Below are 19600 nucleotides of genomic sequence, written 5' to 3'. Positions count from 1 at the left end.
CGCCCGGCACGGCACCTCGCCGCGAGCTTTCCGGCAAACCTTTCCGGCCACAGCACTAGGTTGGAGTGGTGGCGCGGCTACCGTGGGTGCACGGCGTAGGTCAGGTGCGTCACCCGCGACGACGGCTCCGAACGGACCGGCTCCAGCGCGACCCTGGATGCGTCCACGCCATCGAACAGGCGGATTCCGGAGCCGAACAGCACGGGCGACAGCGCGATCGAGAACTCGTCGATCAGGCCGGCGTTCAGGTGCTCCAGGATCGTCGCGCCGCCGCCCGCGATGCGGACGTCGCGGTCGCCGGCGGCCTCGCGGGCCTGGTCGAGGGCGGTCTCGATGCCGTCGTTGACGAAGTGGAACGTGGTCCCGCCCGGCCGCTCCCAGGGGTCACGCTTGGTGTGCGTCACGACGAAGACCGGGGTGTGGAAGGGCGCCTCCTCCGGCCACATCTGCTCGCCGGCGTCGAACATGCGCTTGCCCATGACGCTCGCGCCGGTGCGCTCGAACGTCTCCCGCACGATGTCGTTGTCGCGCCCCTCCTCGCCGCCCTCGCCCAGCTTCAGGTTCTCCCGGAAGAACCGCTGCGGGAAGATCCACTGCTGCAGTTCCATCCACTGCTGCCCCATCAAGTCCCCGAGGGACTCGGGCGCGATGAAGCCGTCCAGCGACATCGTCACGCTGAAGAACACCTTCCCGGCCATCAGCCCTCCGCCCCCTTCCGCACGAGGTCGGTGACGTAGGCCGCCAGGCTGCTCAGGGTCTGCTGGCCGCCCTCGATCGCGTGGTACCTCTCGACCGCCTCGTCGCGCAGTTCCCTGGTGGGGAACACCGTGCGCATCACGATCCGGGTCGCCGCGCCGTCCGGCGCGAAGGTCAGGACCGACTCGAAGGCGTTCGGGTCGTCGCGGGACTCACCGTGCAGCAGCGCGATCCGCTCCGGCGGGGCGATCCGCAGCCAGCGGATCCACTCGGAGTAGTCGGTCCCGTCCGGCCCGTGCAGCACGAAGTCCCACTCCCCGCCCTCGCGGAACTCGAAGGACCGCGTGGTGGTGGTGAACCCCTCCGGACCCCACCACCGCGACAGGTGCCGGACCTCGGTGAACGCCTCGAACACCAGCTCCCGCGGGGCGTCGATGACTCGGGAGATCACGATCTCCCGGTCGGCCGTCGCCGGCTCCGCCCGCGTTTCTTGCCTTGCCCCTGCCATCGGTCATTCCTCCTGCCGTGTCTGCTTGAGGTCCTGCACGTAGGTGTCCAGCCGGTCGAAACTCTCGTTCCAGAACCGCTCGAATCCGCCGACCCACTCGTGGACCGGCCGCAGCCCGCGGGCGTCCAGGCCGTAGAGGCGCTGCTTGCCCACCCCGCGGACCCGCACCAGCCCCACCTCCCGGAGCACCCGCAGGTGCTTGGACGCCCGCGGCTGGCTCATCCCCAGCTCCTGGGCCAGGTCGGTCACCGGCCGCTCACCCGCCCGCAGCAGCGCCAGGATGTCCCGGCGCTGCGGCTCGGCGATCGCGTTGAACGCGTCCGACGTCGTCGCTGCTCGTGCCATGGGAGCCATCATATTCCTATATCGGAATACGTAAAGCCGGTTGGGAACCGGGCGAGTCTTGTCGGATGACGATTGCATGCTTGATCAGGCCGCAGTGACCTCCTTCCGCTCGATCAAGACGCCGTTTTCGAACCGGGCGCCGGAGCGGACCAGGGCCACGAGGTGCGCCCCGGTGATGGCCCGCCAGCGTTCGACGATGACGTCCCGCTCGACTCTGCTGCGCATTTCGCTGGGGCGTGCGGGGTGACCGTGTCGGGGGCCGGCACCTGCGAGGTGACGGTGGGGTGTCAGGTCTCCCGGCGCCCGCTCAAAACAGTTCTAGGTCCTCGCCGCTGGTGTCCGCGATGACTGGCCGGAACTGGGCGCCGATCGGCAGGCTCTCGAAGAGAACCCAACGGCACGACCCACAGCGGTGTCAGCCATGCTCCGCCGCCCTGTCGGGCCGCACCGTCGCCCAGGAACACACCGGCAACCAGGGCAAGAGCCATGGAAACCAGCGCAGTACTCGACACCAAGATGATCTCGCCGACCGGTGTGGAATACGGCGCGAGCCGGGGTGCGGCGCGGCTGGACGGGCTGCGAGCGAAGGCCGTGCCGCACGGCTTCGAAAACGGCCGTCTCATCGAACGACCCGAAGTGGCCTGAGCCTCAACTCACCCACAAGTCTTGGTAATTACTCGTCCGGCGACGCCGGAGTGCCCTTTAGGGTAGGGCCATGGCCCGCCCCGTTCGCCCCCTCCGCCACCAGGATCGTTCTCGCAGTTCAGTGTGGAGGGCGTCGATACGTCCGTGCCCGTTCAGATGGGCGTTGGTGCAGACCATGGTGCGCACCTGGTGGCTTACGGACCGCATCGCTCCGGGGTGACGCTCAGTTACCAACCGTCTCGCCGATGGAGATCGTTCCGCCCATGGAGGCTGACACTGCATGCACGAGTACAAGAGCTTCGTCGAACTCATGTGTGCGAGGGCGGCCGAACACAGTGACAGGACCGCCCTGATCTTCAGCGTGGATCCGCTCCGCGCCGAGGCCGACGAGACCATGACATACGGGGAACTCGACTGGGCCGCCCGCCGGGTCGCCGCGCTGTTGCAGGACCGGTTCGCCGTCGGCGACCGCCTGCTGGTACTGCATCCCTCTGGGCCGGGGTTCGCGCGGTCCCTCCTGGGTTGCATGTACGCGGGTATGGTCCCGGTGCCCGCGCCGCCGCCCGACGGCCGTCAGCGGCGGCAGGCCGACCGGCTCGCCGCGATCGCCCGGGACGCGGGAGCGGCCGGTGCCCTGGCCGACGGCACGGACCTGGAAGCGCTCGCGTCCTGGGCCAAGGAGCAGGACCTCCGGGGCGTGACCGTGCTCGCACCCCACTCCGCCGAAGACGAGCTGCCCGCGGCGAGCCGGTGGCGACCGCCTCCGGCCGACCCGCACGCGCTGGCCTTCCTCCAATACACCTCAGGGTCCACCGACGACCCCAAGGGCGTCATGGTCGACCATGCCAACCTGCTGGCCAACGCCGAGATCCTCGCGGTGATCGCCGGCATGAGTGCCGACCGCCCGGTGGGCGGCTGGCTGCCGCTGTACCACGACTTCGGGCTGATCGGGCTGCTGCTCACGCCGCTCATCCTGGGCGGTCGCAGCGTGCTGATGCCGCCGACGGCCTTCCTCAAGCGCCCGCACACGTGGTTGACGCTGATCGACCGGCACGGCATCGACTTCTCTCCCGCTCCGAATTTCGCCTACGATCTGTGCCTCCAGCGGATCACCGGCGATGAGCTGGCCCGGCTGGACCTCTCACGCTGGCGGTGCGCAGTGAACGGCGCCGAGCCAGTCCAGGCCGCCACCGTCGAGGCATTCACCCGGCGATTCGCCGCCGCCGGGCTGCGACCCGAGGCGATGCTTCCCGGCTACGGCATGGCCGAGACGACCCTGGTCGTCTCCGGCGACCGGCCTGCCCGCCGCGCCGTGATCACCGAGGTGGACGCCGCCGCGTTCGAGCGCGGCGAGCTGCTGCCCCCGACCCCCGGCGCGCCCGTGCACCGCATCGTCAGCAGCGGCCCCGCCGAGCACCTCGACGTCCGGATCATCGACGCCGACGCCGGTCGGACGCTGCCGGACGGCCGAGTCGGCGAGATCTGGGTGCGCGGCCCGAACGTCGCCCGGGGCTACTGGGGACGGCCCGCGGAGACCCGGCGCGTCTTCGACGCCGTCACGCCCGACGGGGAGAGCGGCTTCCTGCGCACCGGGGATCTGGGGATCCTGCATGAGGGCGAGCTGTACATCACGGGCCGCAGTAAGGAGCTGATCATCGTCCGCGGCCGCAACCTCTACCCGCAGGACCTGGAGGCGGCGACGCGGGAGGCCCACCCGGCTCTGGAACACGGCGTCGGGGCGGCCTTCTCGGTCCCGGTGCCCGAGGAGGAGGTCGTGGTCGTCCGCGAGTGCCGGGTCCACCCGGGCGCGCCGGACGAGCTGGCCCGCGTCGCCGCGAGTGTCCGCGACCGCCTCACCCGGGATGTCGGGGTGCCCGCCCAGAACGTCGTGCTCGTGCCTCCCGGCGCGGTGGCGCGGACCACCAGCGGCAAGATCCAGCGTCGGCTGCTGCGCCGGCGGTTTCTCGGCGGCGAGCTTCCGATCCTGCATGCGGAACTGTCGCCGGCCGTGCGCGCCCGGCTGGGCGACGCGGCGGGCGGTGATGCCTCGTGAAGGTGACCGACCTGCTGATCGACACCGGCCGGGTCGACCTCGACGGCTTCGACCGGGCGCTCGGCGATCCCACCGACCCCGCAGCATCCCTCTCCTTCGCCCGCAGCGCCGAGCTGGACCGCGACGAGCGGTTCCCCGCCGACATCTGCCGGGAGCTCGACCGGATGGGGCTGCCGCGCCTGTACGTGCCGGCCGAGTTCGGCGGGGCGCTGACCCGCTACGACGAGCTCGTCGCGGCGCTGCGAGCGGTGGCGCGCCGCGACCTGACGGTCGCGATCGGGCACGGCAAGACGTTCCTCGGCGGCGTCTGCATGTGGCTGGCGGGCCGACCGGAGCAGGCGCGCGAGCTCGGCGCCGACATCATCGCCGGGGCGCCGGTGTCGTGGGGCCTGACCGAGCGCGGCCACGGCAGTGACCTGCTCGCCGGCGAGATGACCGCCACGCCGGAGCCCGGCGGCTTCCGCGTGCACGGCGAGAAATGGATGATCAACAACGCCACCCGCGGCACGCTGCTCTGCCTTCTCGTGCGCACCCGGCCGGAGGGCGGGCCGCGCGGCTTCAGCCTGCTGCTGGCCGACAAACGGCGGCTCCCGGCGGACCGCTGGCGGCCGCTGCCCAAGGTGCCCACGCACGGCATCCGGGGCGCCGACATCAGCGGGATCGCGCTGGACGACTGCCCGTTCCCGGCAGACGCGCTGATCGGCGAGCAGGGCGCCGGGCTGGAGATCGTGCTCAAGGCGTTGCAGCTCACCCGGACCGCCTGCACGGCCCTGTCGCTCGGCGCCGCCGACCAGGCGGTGCGGCTGGCCGAGGAGTTCGCCGCGCGACGCGAGCTCTACGGCCGTCGACTGATCGAGCTGCCGCACGTACGCTGCGTACTCGGAGAGGCGTACGCGGCGCTCTACGCCGCCGAGATCGTGAGCGTGCTGGCGGCCCGCAGCGTGCACACCCTGCCGGAGGAGATGACCGTCATCTCCGCGGTGGCCAAGTCGTACGTCCCGACCCGCGTCGACGAGCTGATCGCCGCCTGCGGCGAGTTGCTGGGCGCCCGCGCGTTCCTCACCGAGGTCCACGAGCACGGCGCGTTCCAGAAGCTGGAACGCGACCACCGGGTGGTCGGCATCTTCGACGGAAGCACCTTCGTCAACCAGCAGGTCCTGATCAATCACTTCCCGGTGCTGGCCCGCGGGCATCAGGAGGGCACCGCCGACGAGGAGGCCGTCGGCCGTGCCGCCGACTTGTCGGCCCCGCCGCCCCCGGCCCGGCTCGACCGGCTGAGCCTGCTGGCGCGCGGCGGGTGCAGCTTCACGCAGAGCCTGCACACCGCGAGCGGTGAACTGCGTGCGTGGGCGTGCGCAGGAGAGGCGCCCGCACGCGTGGCCGAGCTCGCCGAAGAGCTCACCCACAGCTGCGACCGGCTCCACCGCGAGCTGGCGCTGTGCCCGCCCGCGTCCCAGGACGTGCAGCCGGAGGCCTTCGCGTTGGCGCGCCGCTACGAGCAGTGCTTCGCGGGTGCGGCCGCCCTGAGGGTGTGGCTGCACAACCACACGCCCGGTGAGGACCCGCTGTGGCTGGAGGCGGTCCTCACCTACGTGCTGCGGTCGGTGCGCCCGCCGGGACGGCCGACCGGCGGCGAGGTCTTCGACCGGCTCTTCGACGCTCGTGCGGCCGGTCGTCCCGCCGCTCCTCCGACCTCGGTGGTCATATCGTGATCAACAAGACTGGGTCGCGCGACGCCCACGCGGGCATCGCGCGGCCGGACGACGACCCTGCGGGCGCTTCAATCAACGGCCCTGCGGCCGCCGCCATCGCCGACCTTGAACGCCGGTTCGGCGACCCCTGGGATCCGGGCAACCCGACCGGCCACGCCGCGGTGCTGGCGGCCGACGAGGCGGGCGAGATGCTCGCCGCGGGCGAACAACTGCTGGACGGCTACCGGTTGAACGCCGAATTCGTCCCGCCCGAGCTGGGCGGGCGGCTGGCCCGGCTCGACCACCTCATCGAGGTGATGCGGGTGGTCTTCCGGCACGACCCCTGCCTGGGCCTCGGATACGGAGCCGGCAGCCTCGTCCCCGCGGTCAACGTCTGGGCCGCGGGCGACGCGCGGCAGCGCCGGAGGATGGCCGAGGTGCTGCTGGCGGGTGGCCGAGCCGTCTCCGGCTACCACGAGCTGGCGCACGGAAACGACTTCGCGCGGGCCGAGTTCTCGGCGCTGCCGGGCGACGACGGACGGCTACGGCTCAACGGGCGCAAGGAAGTGATCGCCAATGCCCGGCGCGCCGAGGCCATGGTGATCTTCGCGCGCACGTCGGCCGCTCCGGGCAGCCGGAGCCACTCGCAGCTGTTCGTGGAGAAGGCGGACCTGCCCGCAGGCGCGCCGGTCCACCTGCCGCGCTTCCACAGCGCGGGGATGCGCGGGGTCCAGCTCGGCGGGCTGGAGTTCCGGGACTGCCCGATCCCGGCGGACGCGGTGCTGGGGGCGCCCGGGCTCGGTATGGAGACGGCGCTGCGCTCCTTCCAGGTCACCCGCACCGCGCTGCCGGCGATGACCGCGGGCATCCTGGAAACCGGCCTGGAGGTCGCCGCCCGGTTCGCGGACGAGCGCGTCCTGTACGGCCGGTCGCTGGCCGGGATGCCGCACATCCGCTCGATCCTCGCCGACGCCTTCACCGACCTGCTGATCTGCGACTGCCTGGGCACCGTGACCGCGCGCTCGGTGCATCTGCTCCCCGGCGAGACCAGCCTGTACGCCTCGGCCGCCAAGTACTTCGTGGCCACCCTCCTCATGGACGCCACGTACGCGCTGTCGCGGGTGCTGGGCGCTCAGTTCTACATCCGCGACGGCGGCTACGGGATATTCCAGAAGCACCTGCGCGACCTGGCGCCGGCGGGCTTCGGCCACACCGCCCGCGTAGCCTGCCTCAGCACGGTGCTGCCGCAGCTCCCCCGGCTGGCCCGCAAGGGGTGGCTGGACGACGCCCAGCCACCCGCCGGGGTGTTCCACCTCGGCGCGGACCTGCCGCCGCTGCCCTTCGAACGGCTGTCGGTCAGCTCGGGCGGGCGTGACAGCCTCAGCGCCTCGCTCTCGGCGGCCCTCGGCTCCTCCGAACTGGACGGCGAGCTGCGCCGCTTGGTTCTCGTCATCGCGGCCGAGCAGGCCGACCTCCAACGCGAATGCGCCGCACTGCCGCCCGGGGACCTCACCGTCGCCGCCCGGCCCGAGGCGCTGCGGCTGGCGGCGCGGTACGCCGCGGTGCTCGCGGCGATCGCCTGCGTGAACATCTGGCTCCACAACCAGGAGCGGCACGACGCCTTCCTCAGCGATCCCCGCTGGGCCGTCGCGGCGCTGGGCCGGATCGCCGAACGGGTGGGCCGCGACTCCGGGCAGCGGCCCCGGCACGTCACCGAACGGCTGTCGGCGGAGGTCCTTTCCCGGCGCCGCGACCGCCGCGGGTTCGGCCTGTCGAACCGGCGCCTGCCCGGATAGCGCCGCCGCCATCGATGACAAGGAGAATGGGATGAACAGCCCCGAATCGGCCCCGTCGGCCGGGTCGGACACCGATCTGCGGAGTTGGCTGCGCGCGCGGGTCGCCCACTACGTGCAACTCGACGTCGCCGACATCGACACCACCGCCGCGCTGACGACCTACGGTCTCGACTCGGTCTACGCGCTGGTCTTCTGCGGCGACATCGAGGACCACCTCGGGCTGGCCCTGGAGCCGACCGTGGCCTGGGACCACCCGACGATCGACGCCCTGGCGCGGCACCTGGAGGAGACGCTCGCCCAGGCGTCCCCGTCGGGGGAGATCCGATGACGTCGCTGGAGGAGGTGGCGGCCTACCTGCCGTCGCAACGAATACCCATCGACGAGCTGAGCGACGAACTGGGTCTCAGCGCCGCGGAGATGAAGGTGTACCGGCGCTACTACGGCCTGGCAGAGGTCTGCCGCGAGCCCGGCACTCTCACCGATCTGCTGCTGGCCACCGCAGGCAAGCTCGACGCACTGCGCGGCAGAGAGGAGCGGGTGCGGTACGTGGTCCAGGCGCGGACCATGCCGGTGGTCGTCCCCTATCCGATCAACCCCGTACACGAGGTGCGTGACGCACTCGGGCTCGGGCACGCCACGGCGTTCGCGGTGACCCACCACGCCTGCGCCTCAGGGCTGCTGGCGGTGGACCTGGTCGGCAAGCTGCTGGCGAGCGACGGTGATCCGGACGCGCTGGCGTTGGTCCTCACCGGCGAGAAGACCTTCACCCTGGCCGCACAGACGGTGCCGGGTACGGCCGCCAACAGCGAGGCCGCGGCCGCGGTGCTCGTCGGGACCCACGACGACCGGGACCGGATGCTGGGCTACGCCGCCCGCACCCACGGCCGTTTCTACGAGTGCCTGTCGCTCACCGACGAGCTGTCCGGCGAATACCAGCGGATCTACACCGAGGCGCTGGCCGAGGTCGTGCTGGCGGCGGTCGGGAAGGCGGGGCTGAAACTGAGCGACCTCGCCATGATCTTCCCGCACAACGTCAACCGGCTGTCGTGGGCACGGCTCGCCAGACGTCTCGGACTCCCGCTGGAGCGCATTTTCCTGGACAACGTGCCGATCACCGGACACTGCTTCTGCGCGGATCCCTTCATCAACTACCGGACGGCCCTCGATCTCGGTCTGCTGCACCCGGGAGACCGCTATCTGCTCGCCACGGTCGGTCTCGGCTCGACCTTCTCGGCGATGGTCTTCGAGCACTGAAAGGGGCATGGGCGAGATGATCGAGAATTTCACCGATCGCCTGAAGGCTGCCCTGACCGGGACCTCCGACGCGGAGCTGGTGTTCCTCGGCAACTTCGAGGTCGAGGACCAGTGGGCCCGCGGCGAGCCCGGGCTGCCGAGGCTGACGTTCGGCTCGGGCAACGTCATCGTCAACCGGATGGACGAGTTCGCACTGCTGCTCGCGGGCAAAGGCGATCATGTCGTGCTGAAGGGCGAACCCGACGCCGACTACCTGAGCCATCTGGAGGAACTCGGTTTCGACCTGCCGGGGATGCTCGTGGTGGAGCGCCAGGACCCGGGCAGCACCGTCACCCAGGACGCGCTGGAGGACCGGCCGGTACTGCGTGAGCTGGGCAGGCTCGGTGCTCGCGGTGGCGTCGTCGCCGCGCACGGAGTCTGCGAGCTGGAGGAGCGGCTGGCCGAACGGGCCGGGATCCCGCTGGCCGCCCCCTCGGCGGCGATCTGCAAGGCGGTCAACAGCAAGATCTACAGTCGGCGGCTCGCCACCGAGCTGGGCATCCGGCAGACCCGCGGCTGGACCTGCGCGAGCCTGGCCGAGCTCGACGCGGCGGTCGAGGCAGCCCGCGCGCTGCTCGCCGACGGCCGCCGGGTCGTCCTCAAGGACGCCTTCGGTGTCTCGGGCAAGGGCATCGAGGTGGTCGCGGACGAACGCCGCCTGGACCGGCTGCATCGCATGATGTGCAGCCGGGCGCGGCGGGCCGAGGACAACCGGGTCGGCCTGGTGGTGGAGGAGTGGGTGGCCAAGTGCGCCGACCTCAACTACCAGTTCACCGTCGGCCGAGACGGCCGCGTGCACTTCGACTTCGTCAAGGAGGCCCTGACCGAGGGCGGGGTGCACCTGGGCCACCGGATCCCGGCGCGGCTCACCGAGCGGCAGACGGCCGAGCTGACGGAGGTCTCCCGACTGCTGGGCGGGCGGCTGGCCGACGACGGCTACTTCGGCGTCGTCGGCGTCGACGCGATGGTCGATCCCGACGGTGCCCTCTACCCGGTCGTCGAGATCAACGCGCGCCTCAACATGTCCACGTACCAGGCATCGATCCAGGAGGCATTCATCGGGTCCGGGAGCACGGCGCTGGTTCGCAGGTACCCCGTACGGCTCGGCGCGCCGCTGCCGTTCGGTTCGCTCCGCCGCGCCATGGCGGACCTGCTGTTCGACCCCGCCCGGGGCACTGGGCTGCTGATCAACAACCACGCCACCGTCAACGCGGCCGCGTCGCCCGGAGCGCAGGCCCCGGGGGCGGATTTCCACGGGCGTCTCCACGGGGTCGTCGTCGCCGACTCGGCGGATCGGATGGCGGCACTGGACGACGAGGTCGGCCGCAGGCTGGCCGCCGTCGCGGAGAGCACCAGGCGAGGGGAACGAGGATGACACGTGAGTTCCAGGTGCAGGGCCTACGGGTGTCCGAGCTGGCCCGGCGGTACGGCACCCCATATTTCGTCTATGACGGGGCCACACTGCAGGACCGGTTCCACGGGCTGCGCGACCGGCTGCACCCGGCCATGGAGATCTTCTACTCGCTCAAGGCCAACCCGAACATCTCGATCTGCGCGCTGCTGCATTCGTTCGGCGCGCGGGCCGAGGTCTCGTCACTGGTGGAACTGACGACCGCACGCCGGGCCGGCGTGCCACCGGAACAGGTGATCTTCCTCGGCCCGGGCAAGAGCCTGCAGGAGCTGTCCGCCTGCCTGGACACCGGGATCTACGCCGTCGTCTGCGAGTCCCTTCCCGAGGTGGCCCTGGTGGACGAGCTGGCCCGGGACCGGGGCGTGCGGGCGCCGGTCGCACTGCGCGTCAACCCGCGCTTCGCGGTCAAGCGCTCCGGGCTGGCGATGGGCGGCAAGCCGCGCCAGTTCGGCATCGACGAGGAGGAGTTGTTCGCCCAGACCGACCTGGTGAATCGGTTCCCCGACGTCGACCTGATGGGGGTGCAGGTGTACATGGGCACCCGGATTCTCCATGAGAACGTCATCATCGAGAACACCACCCGCATCCTCGATCTGGCCGAGCGGCTGTCGGCCGCGTTGAACCTCGAGTTGCGGATGGTCGACGTGGGCGGCGGTCTGGGCGTCGCCTATTTCGACGGCGAGACCGACCTGGACGTCAAGGTGCTGACCGACGGGCTCAACCCCGTCATCGAGGACTTCACGGCCCGGCACCCCGGCACCAGGTTGATCATGGAGCTGGGCCGCTACCTCACCGCCGAGGCCGGCACCTACGTGATGGGCGTCCGCTACACCAAGACCTCGATGGGGGAGCGTTTCGCGATCGCCGACGGCGGCACCCACCACCATATGGCGGCCGTGGGCATCGGCTCGTTCGTCAAGCGCAACTTCCCGATGACGGTGCTCAACCGGCTCGACGAGCCGCCGACCGACGAGTGGAACGTCACCGGGCCGCTCTGCACCCCCAACGACACGATCGGCAAGAAGGTCCCGCTGCCGCCAGTGCGGCCCGGCGACCTGATCGGCGTGCACCGTTCCGGGGCCTACGGCCCGACCGCCTCGCCGGGGCTGTTTCTCAGCCATGGCTACCCGGCCGAGGTGCTGGTTCACGAGGGGCGGTGCCATCTGATCCGGGAACGGGACAGTCCCGACGACCTCCTGCTGCGGCAACGACTCTACGACCCGACCGCGCACGACGCGGCCGACGTCTCCCACTGACCCCCACTGCCCCCAGGAAAACACGACACACGAGAGGTGAACGATGGAGCACACCACACCGGACGCCGGCACCGCCGACCTGTACGGCCGGGCCGTCGCCACGATCGCCGACTCGCTCGCCAAGTCCATGCAGGTCGACGCTGCCACCATCGGTGAGAACAGCCGGTTGTTCGACGAGCTGGGACTGGACTCCACAACCGTGCTCGAGCTGCTGATGACGATCGAGGAGGAGCTCGGGATGGAGTTCGAAACCGACCTTCTTGAGCAGCACCACCTCGAGACCGTGGGGGCGCTGGCCGTATTCGTCCAGGAACAGGCCGACGAGCAGGCCGACGAGCAGGCCGGGGTCTGACCGCCGATGTATCTCACCACGTCTCCCGGCTCGGTCGGCGCACCGGCGTCTGACCGCCGGGTGCCGCTGCGTCTGTCGCGGCTGGTCAGCCGGACCTTCTCCGGTGGCAAGCCCTTCCTGCCCGATCCCGTGGAGCCGAGCCTGTGCCGGATGCAGGCCGACCTCGTGCGCCCGTACTCGGTGGAGTTCCGCCCGGAGCTTCTGGAGCGGGGCGAGCGCAACACCTTCATCGAGATGACCCATGAACTGCTCGCCGACCTGCCCCCGTTGGAGGAGCCCCAGGATCTGGTGCTCGTGGCCCACACAGTCCCGGACGCCGATCCGCGCCGCTCCCCGTCCTGCTATCTGGCCGATGTGCTGCCCGGCGACCCGCTGGCCTTCAACCTCTCGGACCAGGGGACCGCCGCCGGGTTCACGGCCCTGCGTCTGGTCTCGGAGTACGCCGCCGCCGACGCCTTCCGGCACGCCCTGGTCGTCCTGCTCGATCAGCGGACCTTCCTGTACGACACCGCGGGGGCGCGTGACGTGCCGCGGCAGGACTGCGCGGTGGCGCTGCTCTTCGGTCCTGAAGGCCGCGCGGGCGAACCGGTGACGCGGCAACTCGCCGGCGTCGCGCCGGACGAGGTCCGCGCGACGCTCGACGCGGTGCTGAACGAGCCGGACGGCGGCGGTGCCGGACGGCCCATCACGCTCATCACCGGCCAGGGCCTCGACGCCGAAGGGTTCGGGCCAGGATTCGACGTGCGTCCCGCGCCGCCAGGCCTTCCGTGCACCGGCCCTTGGTCGGCTCTGGCCGACGTGCTCCCCGAGTTCGCGGGAGACGGGCCCCGTCGCCTGGTCGTCGCCGAATACGAGAGCACGCTGCGTTACCTGTGCATGAGCACATTGGATCTTGAGGAGGGGACATGACCGGCCGTACGGCCGCTACCGACGAATGGATCCGGTACCGGCGGACCGCCCGCCACGACGGCCTCGTTCCGGCGCTGGCCCTGCTGTGCGAGACCGTCTGCGACGGCGCGCCGCCCCGCGGCCCGGGCGGGCACGTGGTGGCGCTCGCCGGTGTCGCCGGTGCCGACGCCGGGGAGGTCGTGACGGCCATGAGGGTGGAGGACGGCAACATCATCGCGTTGCGGAGCCGAGCCGAACCCCCGAGCGTGTCCGAGACTCCTTGGGCGGCATGGGCGCTGGGCGTGACCTGCCTGCGCTTCGGCCTCTCGGAGCGGCTGCTCGACTCCGTGCTCGCCCATCTCGGCGGCCGTACCGTCGGCGACGCGAAGCTGCTCCACCAGCAGATGGTCAAGGGCGGCGTCGCGGAGGCGGTGATCGAGCAGTTGGAGATCGCGACCATGCTGGCCGGCGCCGCGCCGGGCGACCTCGACGACGGCGTCCTGGCCGGCCTGAACGCCCAGATCACCGAGACCGACCGGATGCTGCTGCGGCTGCTCGGCGCCGTGAGCTTCCTGGCGGACGGGCCGGGCCAGGTCGCCCGGGTGTCCGAGCTGATCGCCGACGTCTACTTCGGCCCGGCCCGCGCCGGGGAGCACGGAGGAGCGGGATGATCGAGCTGGACGACAGGACACTGGCGATCCAGCGCCAGGCCCGCGCGTGGGCGCAGGAGCTCAAGCCCCTCGCCCTGGAACTCGACCAGGACCCTGACGCGATCCACCGCCATCTGGACGTGGCGATCGTGCCGTACCTGGCAAGGATGGGGGTGCCGCCCGAGTTCAATCCCGACCCGGTGGTCATCGACGGGCATCGCTTCTACGGCATGGGGACCCTGGAGCGGATCGTCTTCGCCGAGGAGGTGGCGGTCGGCGACGCCGGCATGCTGCTGGCGTCGCCGGGGCCGATGATGTCGGGCGTGCTGATCGATGCCCTGGGCGACGAGCAGCAGAAGAAGTGGTTCTACAGCCGGATCATCGAGAAGCCCACGTGGACCTTCTTCGCGCTGACCGAGCCGGACCGCGGCTCGGACGCGGGGGCGATGAACACCACACTCACCCCGGACGGCGACCACCACTTCGTGCTCCGGGGGGCCAAGCGCTACATCGGCAACGCGGCCCGCGCCGACCTGGGCATCGTCTTCGCCCGCACCCGTCCAGGGCCGCTCGGTGTGACCGCGGTCCTCACCGAGACCTCGGCCGCCGGGTTCACCGCCGAGCCCCTGGAGACCATCGGGCTGCGCGGCCTGCGCATCACCGCAGTCTCCCTCGACGACGTGCGCGTGTCTGTCGGCCAGGTGCTCGGCAGGCATCTGCGGGCCACCCAGCGGGGCATGTGGAGCGCGGTGCAGGGGCTGAACCGCCTCCGCCCCGGCGTCGCCGCGTTCGGCCTGGGCATCGCGCGGGCCGCGTACGAGTACGTCCTGGACAACCGGCGCACCCTGAGCGCGGCCGAACGTCACCGGCTCGACCGTCTCGGCCTCCGCTTGACGGAGCTCCGGCAGCTCATCTGGCGGTCGGCGATCGCCGTGGACGACAACGAGCCGGCGGCCGGCTCCCTGGCGTCGGCGGCGAAGGCACGCGCGTCGCGCCTCGCCGAGGAGGCGACGCTCGAAGCGCTCAGCTACTTCGGCCCCGGCGCTCGACTGGACCATCCCCTGCTGGACAAGCTCGCCCGGGACGCCCGTGGTGTGGAGTTCATGGAGGGGACCGGCAACATCCAGAAGCTCAACCTGTTCACCGGCCTGGTCCAGGGAAGTCTCCGCCGTGATTGACGCCGTCCTCGTGCCGGCGGGACCGGGGGCGGCGCGACGGGAGCCGCGGCGATCGGTCCTGCGGCCGGCCGGGCCGATGGCGGCGGGCGGCGTGGTGATCGTCATCAACCAGCAGCGGGGCGCCGGGCGCCACCTGGAGATGGCCGCGACGATGCGCGCCGGCCCGCGGGTCGCCGCGGCGTCGTACGCCGTCCTCGCGGTGGCGAGCCGGCTGGGCCGGGGCCTCATCGGACCGCTGGCGGCGGGCGACTCGCGGACCGCCGACGAGCCCGCCCGCCACCTGGCCGTGGTCGGGCTCACCCACCTGGCGCTCGGGAGGGTGCTCGTGGCGCTCTCCGCCATCGAGCAGCCCGGCGGCGGGCCACTGCTCAACGCCCTCAACATCGTCCACTCGACCGGGATCAGCAGGATCGGCGGGCTGCCGGCCCGTGCGTACCACGCCCCCGACGCCCTCTACCGGACGATCGCGGCTTGCGACGTCGCCGGGGTGGTGGGGATCGCGGCCGCGGTCAGGTTCGTCGGCCGCGTGGGCCGGGCTGCGCGCATATGAGAGGGACCGGGACAGACGGCTCTGACATGGACGAGCCCAGGGTGGACGTCTGGACGGTGCCGCTGGACGGGCCGCCGGCCACGGTGGCGACGCTGTCCCGGATTCTGTCGGCGCGTGAGGCCGAGCGCGGCGGCCGCTGTCGTTTCGAGGCCGACCGCAGGCGTTTCATCATCGCGCATGGAGCATTGCGGCTGATTCTGGCCGGCTGTCTCGATGTTCCTCCCGAGGAACTGCGCCTACAGCGGGGACGTCATGGCAAACCACGGCTCGCGGACGGCTCCGATCTGCGGTTCAACCTTTCCCATTCCGGTGAGCTCGGTCTGGTGGCGGTGACCCGGCACGACGAGGTCGGGGTCGATGTGGATCGGCTGCGGCCGGGTCTGCCGGTCGAGCCGTTCGCCGAGCGCTTCTTCCCCGCGTCCGACGCCCGTTTCGTGGCTGCGGCCGCCGGGCCCACGGAACGCGCCGAACGTTTCCTGCGGCTGTGGACCCGCAAGGAGGCCGTGGTCAAGGCCGCCGGCGCGCGCCTCGCCCAGGGCCTCGGCCTGACGGTGTTCACCGACGCCGGCGTCGTCCGCGATCCGTCCGGGCAGATCCGGGGCGCCTGGTCGGTGCGCGATCTGCCGGTGCCGGACGGCTATCTGGCGGCGCTGGCCGTCGCTGGGTCGACGGCGCCCAGGATCTCGGTCAGGCATGCCCATCTGGGGAGCGCGTAAGTGCGGTGCAGCCGTTGCGGTCGGCCCAGCGACGCCCGGAGGCCTCCTGCGTGTCGGTGGACTGCTCTCGGCGGTGGTCGTCCTCCCGCAAGTTCTTGCTCTTGCGCAGGTAGAGGTCTATGAGAAGCTTGACGGCCATCGAGGGCGGTACTCCTTGGCGCTCGGATTGCGCCGCCCCCTTGCCGTACGCGCCCTCTACCGTACGTACAGGGAACCTGGGCGGGTGTCACACCGGCCGCTTCTCCGGCGACGGCCGCCCGGCCAAGCGCCCGGAACTGCTGCCGTACGAGGAGCCTGCCGCGTAGGGACGGAACACTCCGGAGGGAGTCGCGCGTGACCACGAAGGTGATCAACCTCAAGGGCCGCCTCCAGGACCTCGGCCCCGGACTGGAACACGGCCGCGAGGACCTCGTCTACATCGGCCGCCGCATGACCAGAGGCGGCTGGAACCTCCCCGAGCACCCACTGCGCAACCCGTTCCAGGTCGACACGCCGAAGAAGAAACACGACGGCACACGGGCCGAGGTGATGGAGAAGTACCGGGAGTACCTGCATGCCCGCCCGGACCTGCGGGACCTGGTGCCCGCGCTGCGCGGCAGGACGCTCGCCTGCTGGTGCGCACCCGAGCTGTGCCACGGCGACATCCTGGCGGAGATCGCCGATGGCTCCGGGCGTGGGGCGCGCCGGTCGTAGCTCCCGGACCACCTGTGCCGCGTCTCCCGGGGCTGAAGCGCCGCCTTCCGTGACCGGGGTCTCGTAGCTTCCACCGAATCGGGGCATGGCGCTGGCCTGCACGAATCGCCAGTAGAATCCGTCTACGTGACTGCTGCGCCCGCAAAGCCCCGAATCCCGAACGTCCTCGCCGGACGCTACGCCTCCGCCGAACTTGCCACGCTCTGGTCCCCCGAGCACAAGGTGAGGCTGGAGCGGCAGCTCTGGCTCGCCGTGCTGCGCGCCCAGAAGGACCTGGGGATCGAGGTGCCCGACGAGGCGATCGCCGACTACGAGCGCGTCCTCGGCCAGGTGGACCTGGCCTCGATCGCCGAGCGCGAGAGGGTCACACGGCACGACGTGAAGGCGCGGATCGAGGAGTTCAACGCCCTGGCGGGGCACGAGCACGTGCACAAGGGCATGACCTCCCGTGATCTGACGGAGAACGTCGAGCAGCTGCAGATCAGGCTCTCGCTGGAGCTGATGCGCGATCGCACGGTGGCCGTGCTGGCCCGCCTCGGCAAGCTCGCGGGCGAGTACGGCGAGCTGGTCATGGCCGGTCGCTCCCACAACGTCGCCGCGCAGGCCACCACCCTCGGCAAGCGTTTCGCCACCGCCGCCGACGAGCTGCTGGTCGCCTTCGGCAGGGTCGAGGAGCTGCTCGGCCGCTACCCGCTGCGCGGCATCAAGGGTCCCGTCGGCACCGCGCAGGACATGCTCGACCTGCTCGGCGGCGACGCTGCCAAGCTCGCCGAACTGGAGCGCCGGATCGCCCGGCACCTGGGCTTCTCACAGGCCTTCACCTCGGTCGGCCAGGTCTACCCGCGCTCGCTCGACTATGAGGTCGTCACCGCGCTGGTCCAGCTGGCGGCGGCTCCGTCGTCGCTGGCGAAGACGATCCGGCTGATGGCCGGACACGAGCTGGTGACCGAGGGCTTCAAGCCGGGTCAGGTCGGCTCCTCCGCGATGCCGCACAAGATGAACACCCGCTCCTGCGAACGCGTCAACGGCCTGATGGTCGTCCTGCGCGGCTACGCCTCGATGACCGGTGAGCTGGCGGGCGACCAGTGGAACGAGGGCGACGTCTCCTGCTCGGTGGTACGCCGGGTCGCGCTGCCCGACGCGTTCTTCGCGCTGGACGGGCTGCTCGAGACGTTCCTGACGGTGCTCGCCGAGTTCGGCGCCTTCCCGGCGGTCGTCGCGCGTGAGCTGGACCGCTATCTGCCGTTCCTCGCCACCACCAAGGTGCTGATGGCCTCGGTGCGCGCCGGCGTCGGCCGTGAGGTCGCCCACGAGGCCATCAAGGAGAACGCCGTCGCCTGCGCCCTCGCGATGCGTGAGCAGGGTGCCGAACGCAACGAGCTGCTGGACAAACTGGCCGCCGATGAGCGCATCCCGCTGGACCGCGAGCGGCTGGACGCGCTGATGGCGGACAAGCTGTCCTTCACCGGCGCCGCGGCCGACCAGGTCGGCGCGGTCGTCGGCCGCGTCGAGGAGATCGTGAAGCAGCACCCGGAGGCCGCCGGCTACACCCCAGGGGCAATTCTGTGACCCGGTTCTCCCCGGCGGAGCTGGAGGCCGCCCGCGACCGCCTGATACCCGACGTGGTCGCGGACGGCCTCAAGGTCCTTTTCTGCGGCATCAATCCGGGTCTCATGACAGCGGCGACGGGCCATCACTTCGCCCGCCCCGGCAACCGCTTCTGGCCCGTGCTGCACCTGTCGGGCTTCACCCCGCGGCTGTTCAAGCCCTCGGAGCAGGCCGAGTTGCTGACGTACGGGCTCGGTATCACCAATGTGGTGGCACGGGCGACCGCACGGGCGGACGAGCTGAGCGCCGAGGAGTTCCGGGAGGGCGGGCGGATCCTCGACGCGAAGGTCGAGCGGCTGCGGCCCCGGTGGCTTGCGGTCGTCGGGGTGACCGCGTACCGGGCCGCCTTCGGCGACCGCAAGGCCGTCGTCGGCCCCCAGGAGCGCACGATCGGGTCCAGCCGGATATGGGTCCTGCCCAACCCGAGTGGTCTGAACGCCCACTGGACGGCCGCGACGATGGCGCAGGAGTGCGGGCGGCTGCGCGAGGCCACGCAGAGCTAGCGGGTCAGGGTGGGTCCCGGTCCGTGACCGCGGCCAGCAGTCGTATCTCGTCCGCCCCGTCACGCTCGGCCACGCCGAGCGCGACCCATGGGCCGGTGCCGTCCACCTGCCACAGATACATCTCGTCCACGAGGTCGCCGAGCGTCGCCCAGGGCTCCGGTATCTCTTCGCCGCGTGCCTTGCGCACGCCGACGGTCAGTGACCACCAGCGCAGTCCCTCCCCCCATCGGTCGTCCAGTCGCTGGGCGATGGCCTCCTTCCAGGCGTCGAGATCCTCCGCCCAGCGCTCCCGCTCAGCGCCGTCACCCGTACCGAGGCCGGCACTCGCCGCCAACGCGGCGATGTGGAACCCCGGTCCCCCGAATCCCACGTCCGACTCACCGCGCCGCGCGGGGAACTCCCGCGCGCACAGCAGGTCGATCGTGGCCAGGTGCTGGTCGATGGTCATGCGTCCAGTACAGCAGTCATCACTGACAATTGGCGGAGGGTCAGCCATCTCGCCGGGCCCTTCGTCCCACGACGTCAGCTGCCTGAAGTGGTCAGGCGACCCGGCGTTCCAGGCTCCAGGCACCCGCGAGCAGCGCCGCACCCGTCCACGCCGCCGTCACCGCGAAGTTGGGGGCGCGTGACCGCACGCAGGCGGTGATCACGGCCTACGAGTCCGGGTTCGTCGTACCGGGCTGAGGCGCCGGGGGCGGAGGCACGCTTGCCCGGCGGCGTCGGGCCGGGCCCCGAAGGTCGATCCGCTCGTTCGGTGCCTGACCCTCG

Annotated in this window: 23 protein-coding genes and 1 pseudogene; 18 read left to right on the top strand and 6 right to left on the bottom strand. The window is 71.3% G+C overall.

The genetic code is table 11. From position 1 onward, the window contains the following. Positions 1–77: 77 nt before the first annotated feature. The 4 genes from VXC91_RS22255 to VXC91_RS22240 all read right to left on the bottom strand — a co-directional run bounded on the left by VXC91_RS22255 (position 78) and on the right by VXC91_RS22240 (position 1774). Entirely contained in the window at positions 78–698 is a 621-nt protein-coding gene (locus VXC91_RS22255; RefSeq protein ID WP_329509070.1) for a dihydrofolate reductase family protein, read from the bottom strand. Continuing rightward, the gene (locus tag VXC91_RS22250; RefSeq protein ID WP_329509069.1) at positions 698–1204 is read right to left on the bottom strand and encodes an SRPBCC family protein; all 507 of its coding nucleotides are present in this window, start codon (positions 1202–1204) and stop codon (positions 698–700) included. Before VXC91_RS22250 ends, VXC91_RS22255 begins: the two co-directional genes overlap by 1 nt. A 3-nt stretch (positions 1205–1207) precedes the next feature. Further along, complete coding sequence (locus tag VXC91_RS22245) at positions 1208–1549, bottom strand: ArsR/SmtB family transcription factor (protein ID WP_328876048.1); 342 nt, start codon at positions 1547–1549, stop codon at positions 1208–1210. Positions 1550–1633: 84 nt separating this feature from the next. Beyond that, a complete protein-coding gene (locus tag VXC91_RS22240; protein WP_329509068.1) occupies positions 1634–1774 on the bottom strand; it encodes a hypothetical protein in 141 nt (46 codons plus the stop codon). A 261-nt stretch (positions 1775–2035) separates the two neighbouring features. Here VXC91_RS22240 and VXC91_RS22235 point away from each other — a divergent pair, with 261 nt between their 5' ends. The 14 genes from VXC91_RS22235 (at position 2036) to VXC91_RS22170 (ending at position 16028) form a co-directional block, all read left to right on the top strand. Then, positions 2036–2194, top strand: coding sequence for a hypothetical protein (locus VXC91_RS22235; protein WP_329509067.1), 159 nt, complete (start codon positions 2036–2038; stop codon positions 2192–2194). A gap of 280 nt (positions 2195–2474) precedes the next feature. Beyond that, positions 2475–4247: a fatty acyl-AMP ligase gene (locus VXC91_RS22230; RefSeq protein ID WP_329509066.1), complete on the top strand. Its 1773-nt coding sequence runs from the start codon at positions 2475–2477 to the stop codon at positions 4245–4247. After that, positions 4244–5959, top strand: coding sequence for an acyl-CoA dehydrogenase family protein (locus VXC91_RS22225; RefSeq protein ID WP_329509065.1), 1716 nt, complete (start codon positions 4244–4246; stop codon positions 5957–5959). The genes VXC91_RS22230 and VXC91_RS22225 overlap by 4 nt, the downstream gene beginning before the upstream one ends. Further along, entirely contained in the window at positions 5956–7734 is a 1779-nt protein-coding gene (locus tag VXC91_RS22220; protein ID WP_329509064.1) for an acyl-CoA dehydrogenase, read from the top strand. The genes VXC91_RS22225 and VXC91_RS22220 overlap by 4 nt, the downstream gene beginning before the upstream one ends. 31 nt (positions 7735–7765) lie before the next feature. Next, positions 7766–8062, top strand: coding sequence for an acyl carrier protein (locus tag VXC91_RS22215; RefSeq protein WP_329509063.1), 297 nt, complete (start codon positions 7766–7768; stop codon positions 8060–8062). After that, complete coding sequence (locus tag VXC91_RS22210) at positions 8059–8988, top strand: 3-oxoacyl-[acyl-carrier-protein] synthase III C-terminal domain-containing protein (protein ID WP_329509062.1); 930 nt, start codon at positions 8059–8061, stop codon at positions 8986–8988. The genes VXC91_RS22215 and VXC91_RS22210 overlap by 4 nt, the downstream gene beginning before the upstream one ends. Before the next feature lie 7 nt (positions 8989–8995). Continuing rightward, a complete protein-coding gene (locus tag VXC91_RS22205) occupies positions 8996–10402 on the top strand; it encodes a preATP grasp domain-containing protein (protein WP_329509061.1) in 1407 nt (468 codons plus the stop codon). Next, positions 10399–11694 carry a type III PLP-dependent enzyme gene (locus VXC91_RS22200; protein WP_329509060.1) on the top strand — a complete coding sequence of 432 codons (1296 nt, stop codon included), beginning with the start codon at positions 10399–10401 and terminating at the stop codon, positions 11692–11694. Before VXC91_RS22205 ends, VXC91_RS22200 begins: the two co-directional genes overlap by 4 nt. A 43-nt stretch (positions 11695–11737) precedes the next feature. Continuing rightward, positions 11738–12046, top strand: coding sequence for an acyl carrier protein (locus VXC91_RS22195; RefSeq protein WP_329509059.1), 309 nt, complete (start codon positions 11738–11740; stop codon positions 12044–12046). Positions 12047–12052: 6 nt separating this feature from the next. Next, positions 12053–12955, top strand: a complete 903-nt coding sequence (locus tag VXC91_RS22190; protein WP_329509058.1) for a beta-ketoacyl-[acyl-carrier-protein] synthase family protein — start codon at positions 12053–12055, stop codon at positions 12953–12955. Beyond that, positions 12952–13605 carry a hypothetical protein gene (locus VXC91_RS22185; protein WP_329509057.1) on the top strand — a complete coding sequence of 218 codons (654 nt, stop codon included), beginning with the start codon at positions 12952–12954 and terminating at the stop codon, positions 13603–13605. The genes VXC91_RS22190 and VXC91_RS22185 overlap by 4 nt, the downstream gene beginning before the upstream one ends. Then, positions 13602–14762: an acyl-CoA dehydrogenase family protein gene (locus VXC91_RS22180; protein WP_329509056.1), complete on the top strand. Its 1161-nt coding sequence runs from the start codon at positions 13602–13604 to the stop codon at positions 14760–14762. The genes VXC91_RS22185 and VXC91_RS22180 overlap by 4 nt, the downstream gene beginning before the upstream one ends. Then, entirely contained in the window at positions 14755–15312 is a 558-nt protein-coding gene (locus VXC91_RS22175) for a hypothetical protein (RefSeq protein WP_329509055.1), read from the top strand. The genes VXC91_RS22180 and VXC91_RS22175 overlap by 8 nt, the downstream gene beginning before the upstream one ends. A 26-nt stretch (positions 15313–15338) precedes the next feature. Beyond that, complete coding sequence (locus VXC91_RS22170) at positions 15339–16028, top strand: 4'-phosphopantetheinyl transferase family protein (protein ID WP_329509054.1); 690 nt, start codon at positions 15339–15341, stop codon at positions 16026–16028. Here VXC91_RS22170 and VXC91_RS22165 read toward each other — a convergent pair. Continuing rightward, positions 16000–16167 carry a hypothetical protein gene (locus VXC91_RS22165; protein ID WP_329509053.1) on the bottom strand — a complete coding sequence of 56 codons (168 nt, stop codon included), beginning with the start codon at positions 16165–16167 and terminating at the stop codon, positions 16000–16002. The genes VXC91_RS22170 and VXC91_RS22165 overlap by 29 nt on opposite strands. A gap of 194 nt (positions 16168–16361) precedes the next feature. On the opposite strand from VXC91_RS22165, the gene VXC91_RS22160 reads away from it, so the two are divergent. The 3 genes from VXC91_RS22160 (at position 16362) to mug (ending at position 18832) form a co-directional block, all read left to right on the top strand. Continuing rightward, positions 16362–16721, top strand: coding sequence for a DUF4326 domain-containing protein (locus VXC91_RS22160; protein ID WP_329509052.1), 360 nt, complete (start codon positions 16362–16364; stop codon positions 16719–16721). Positions 16722–16847: 126 nt separating this feature from the next. Further along, a complete protein-coding gene (purB, locus tag VXC91_RS22155) occupies positions 16848–18290 on the top strand; it encodes an adenylosuccinate lyase (RefSeq protein WP_329509051.1) in 1443 nt (480 codons plus the stop codon). Next, on the top strand, positions 18287–18832 hold the full coding sequence (mug, locus tag VXC91_RS22150; protein WP_329509050.1) for a G/U mismatch-specific DNA glycosylase: 546 nt from the start codon (positions 18287–18289) through the stop codon (positions 18830–18832). The genes purB and mug overlap by 4 nt, the downstream gene beginning before the upstream one ends. Before the next feature lie 4 nt (positions 18833–18836). On the opposite strand, the gene VXC91_RS22145 is transcribed toward mug, so the two are convergent. Beyond that, a complete protein-coding gene (locus VXC91_RS22145; protein WP_329509049.1) occupies positions 18837–19280 on the bottom strand; it encodes a hypothetical protein in 444 nt (147 codons plus the stop codon). A gap of 149 nt (positions 19281–19429) precedes the next feature. On the opposite strand from VXC91_RS22145, the pseudogene VXC91_RS22140 reads away from it, so the two are divergent. Further along, positions 19430–19516 (top strand): annotated as a pseudogene (locus VXC91_RS22140) (DNA-binding response regulator); the annotation flags it as partial. Positions 19517–19600: the final 84 nt, after the last annotated feature.

Source organism: Streptomyces chiangmaiensis (assembly GCF_036281785.1).
Classification (GTDB): Bacteria; Actinomycetota; Actinomycetes; order Streptomycetales; family Streptomycetaceae; genus Streptomyces; species Streptomyces chiangmaiensis.
This window is presented reverse-complemented; position numbering and strand designations above follow the sequence as displayed.

Coding starts and splice junctions, on each gene's coding strand:
- VXC91_RS22250 (WP_329509069.1), bottom strand. CDS start 1,204: ATGGCAGGGGCAAGGCAAGAAACGCGGGCGGAGCCGGCGACGGCCGAC.
- VXC91_RS22230 (WP_329509066.1), top strand. CDS start 2,475: ATGCACGAGTACAAGAGCTTCGTCGAACTCATGTGTGCGAGGGCGGCC.
- VXC91_RS22185 (WP_329509057.1), top strand. CDS start 12,952: ATGACCGGCCGTACGGCCGCTACCGACGAATGGATCCGGTACCGGCGG.
- VXC91_RS22240 (WP_329509068.1), bottom strand. CDS start 1,774: ATGCGCAGCAGAGTCGAGCGGGACGTCATCGTCGAACGCTGGCGGGCC.
- VXC91_RS22180 (WP_329509056.1), top strand. CDS start 13,602: ATGATCGAGCTGGACGACAGGACACTGGCGATCCAGCGCCAGGCCCGC.
- VXC91_RS22215 (WP_329509063.1), top strand. CDS start 7,766: ATGAACAGCCCCGAATCGGCCCCGTCGGCCGGGTCGGACACCGATCTG.
- VXC91_RS22245 (WP_328876048.1), bottom strand. CDS start 1,549: ATGGCACGAGCAGCGACGACGTCGGACGCGTTCAACGCGATCGCCGAG.
- VXC91_RS22210 (WP_329509062.1), top strand. CDS start 8,059: ATGACGTCGCTGGAGGAGGTGGCGGCCTACCTGCCGTCGCAACGAATA.
- VXC91_RS22165 (WP_329509053.1), bottom strand. CDS start 16,167: ATGGCCGTCAAGCTTCTCATAGACCTCTACCTGCGCAAGAGCAAGAAC.
- VXC91_RS22145 (WP_329509049.1), bottom strand. CDS start 19,280: ATGACCATCGACCAGCACCTGGCCACGATCGACCTGCTGTGCGCGCGG.
- VXC91_RS22190 (WP_329509058.1), top strand. CDS start 12,053: ATGTATCTCACCACGTCTCCCGGCTCGGTCGGCGCACCGGCGTCTGAC.
- VXC91_RS22235 (WP_329509067.1), top strand. CDS start 2,036: ATGGAAACCAGCGCAGTACTCGACACCAAGATGATCTCGCCGACCGGT.
- VXC91_RS22205 (WP_329509061.1), top strand. CDS start 8,996: ATGGGCGAGATGATCGAGAATTTCACCGATCGCCTGAAGGCTGCCCTG.
- VXC91_RS22255 (WP_329509070.1), bottom strand. CDS start 698: ATGGCCGGGAAGGTGTTCTTCAGCGTGACGATGTCGCTGGACGGCTTC.
- VXC91_RS22170 (WP_329509054.1), top strand. CDS start 15,339: ATGGACGAGCCCAGGGTGGACGTCTGGACGGTGCCGCTGGACGGGCCG.
- VXC91_RS22200 (WP_329509060.1), top strand. CDS start 10,399: ATGACACGTGAGTTCCAGGTGCAGGGCCTACGGGTGTCCGAGCTGGCC.
- VXC91_RS22195 (WP_329509059.1), top strand. CDS start 11,738: ATGGAGCACACCACACCGGACGCCGGCACCGCCGACCTGTACGGCCGG.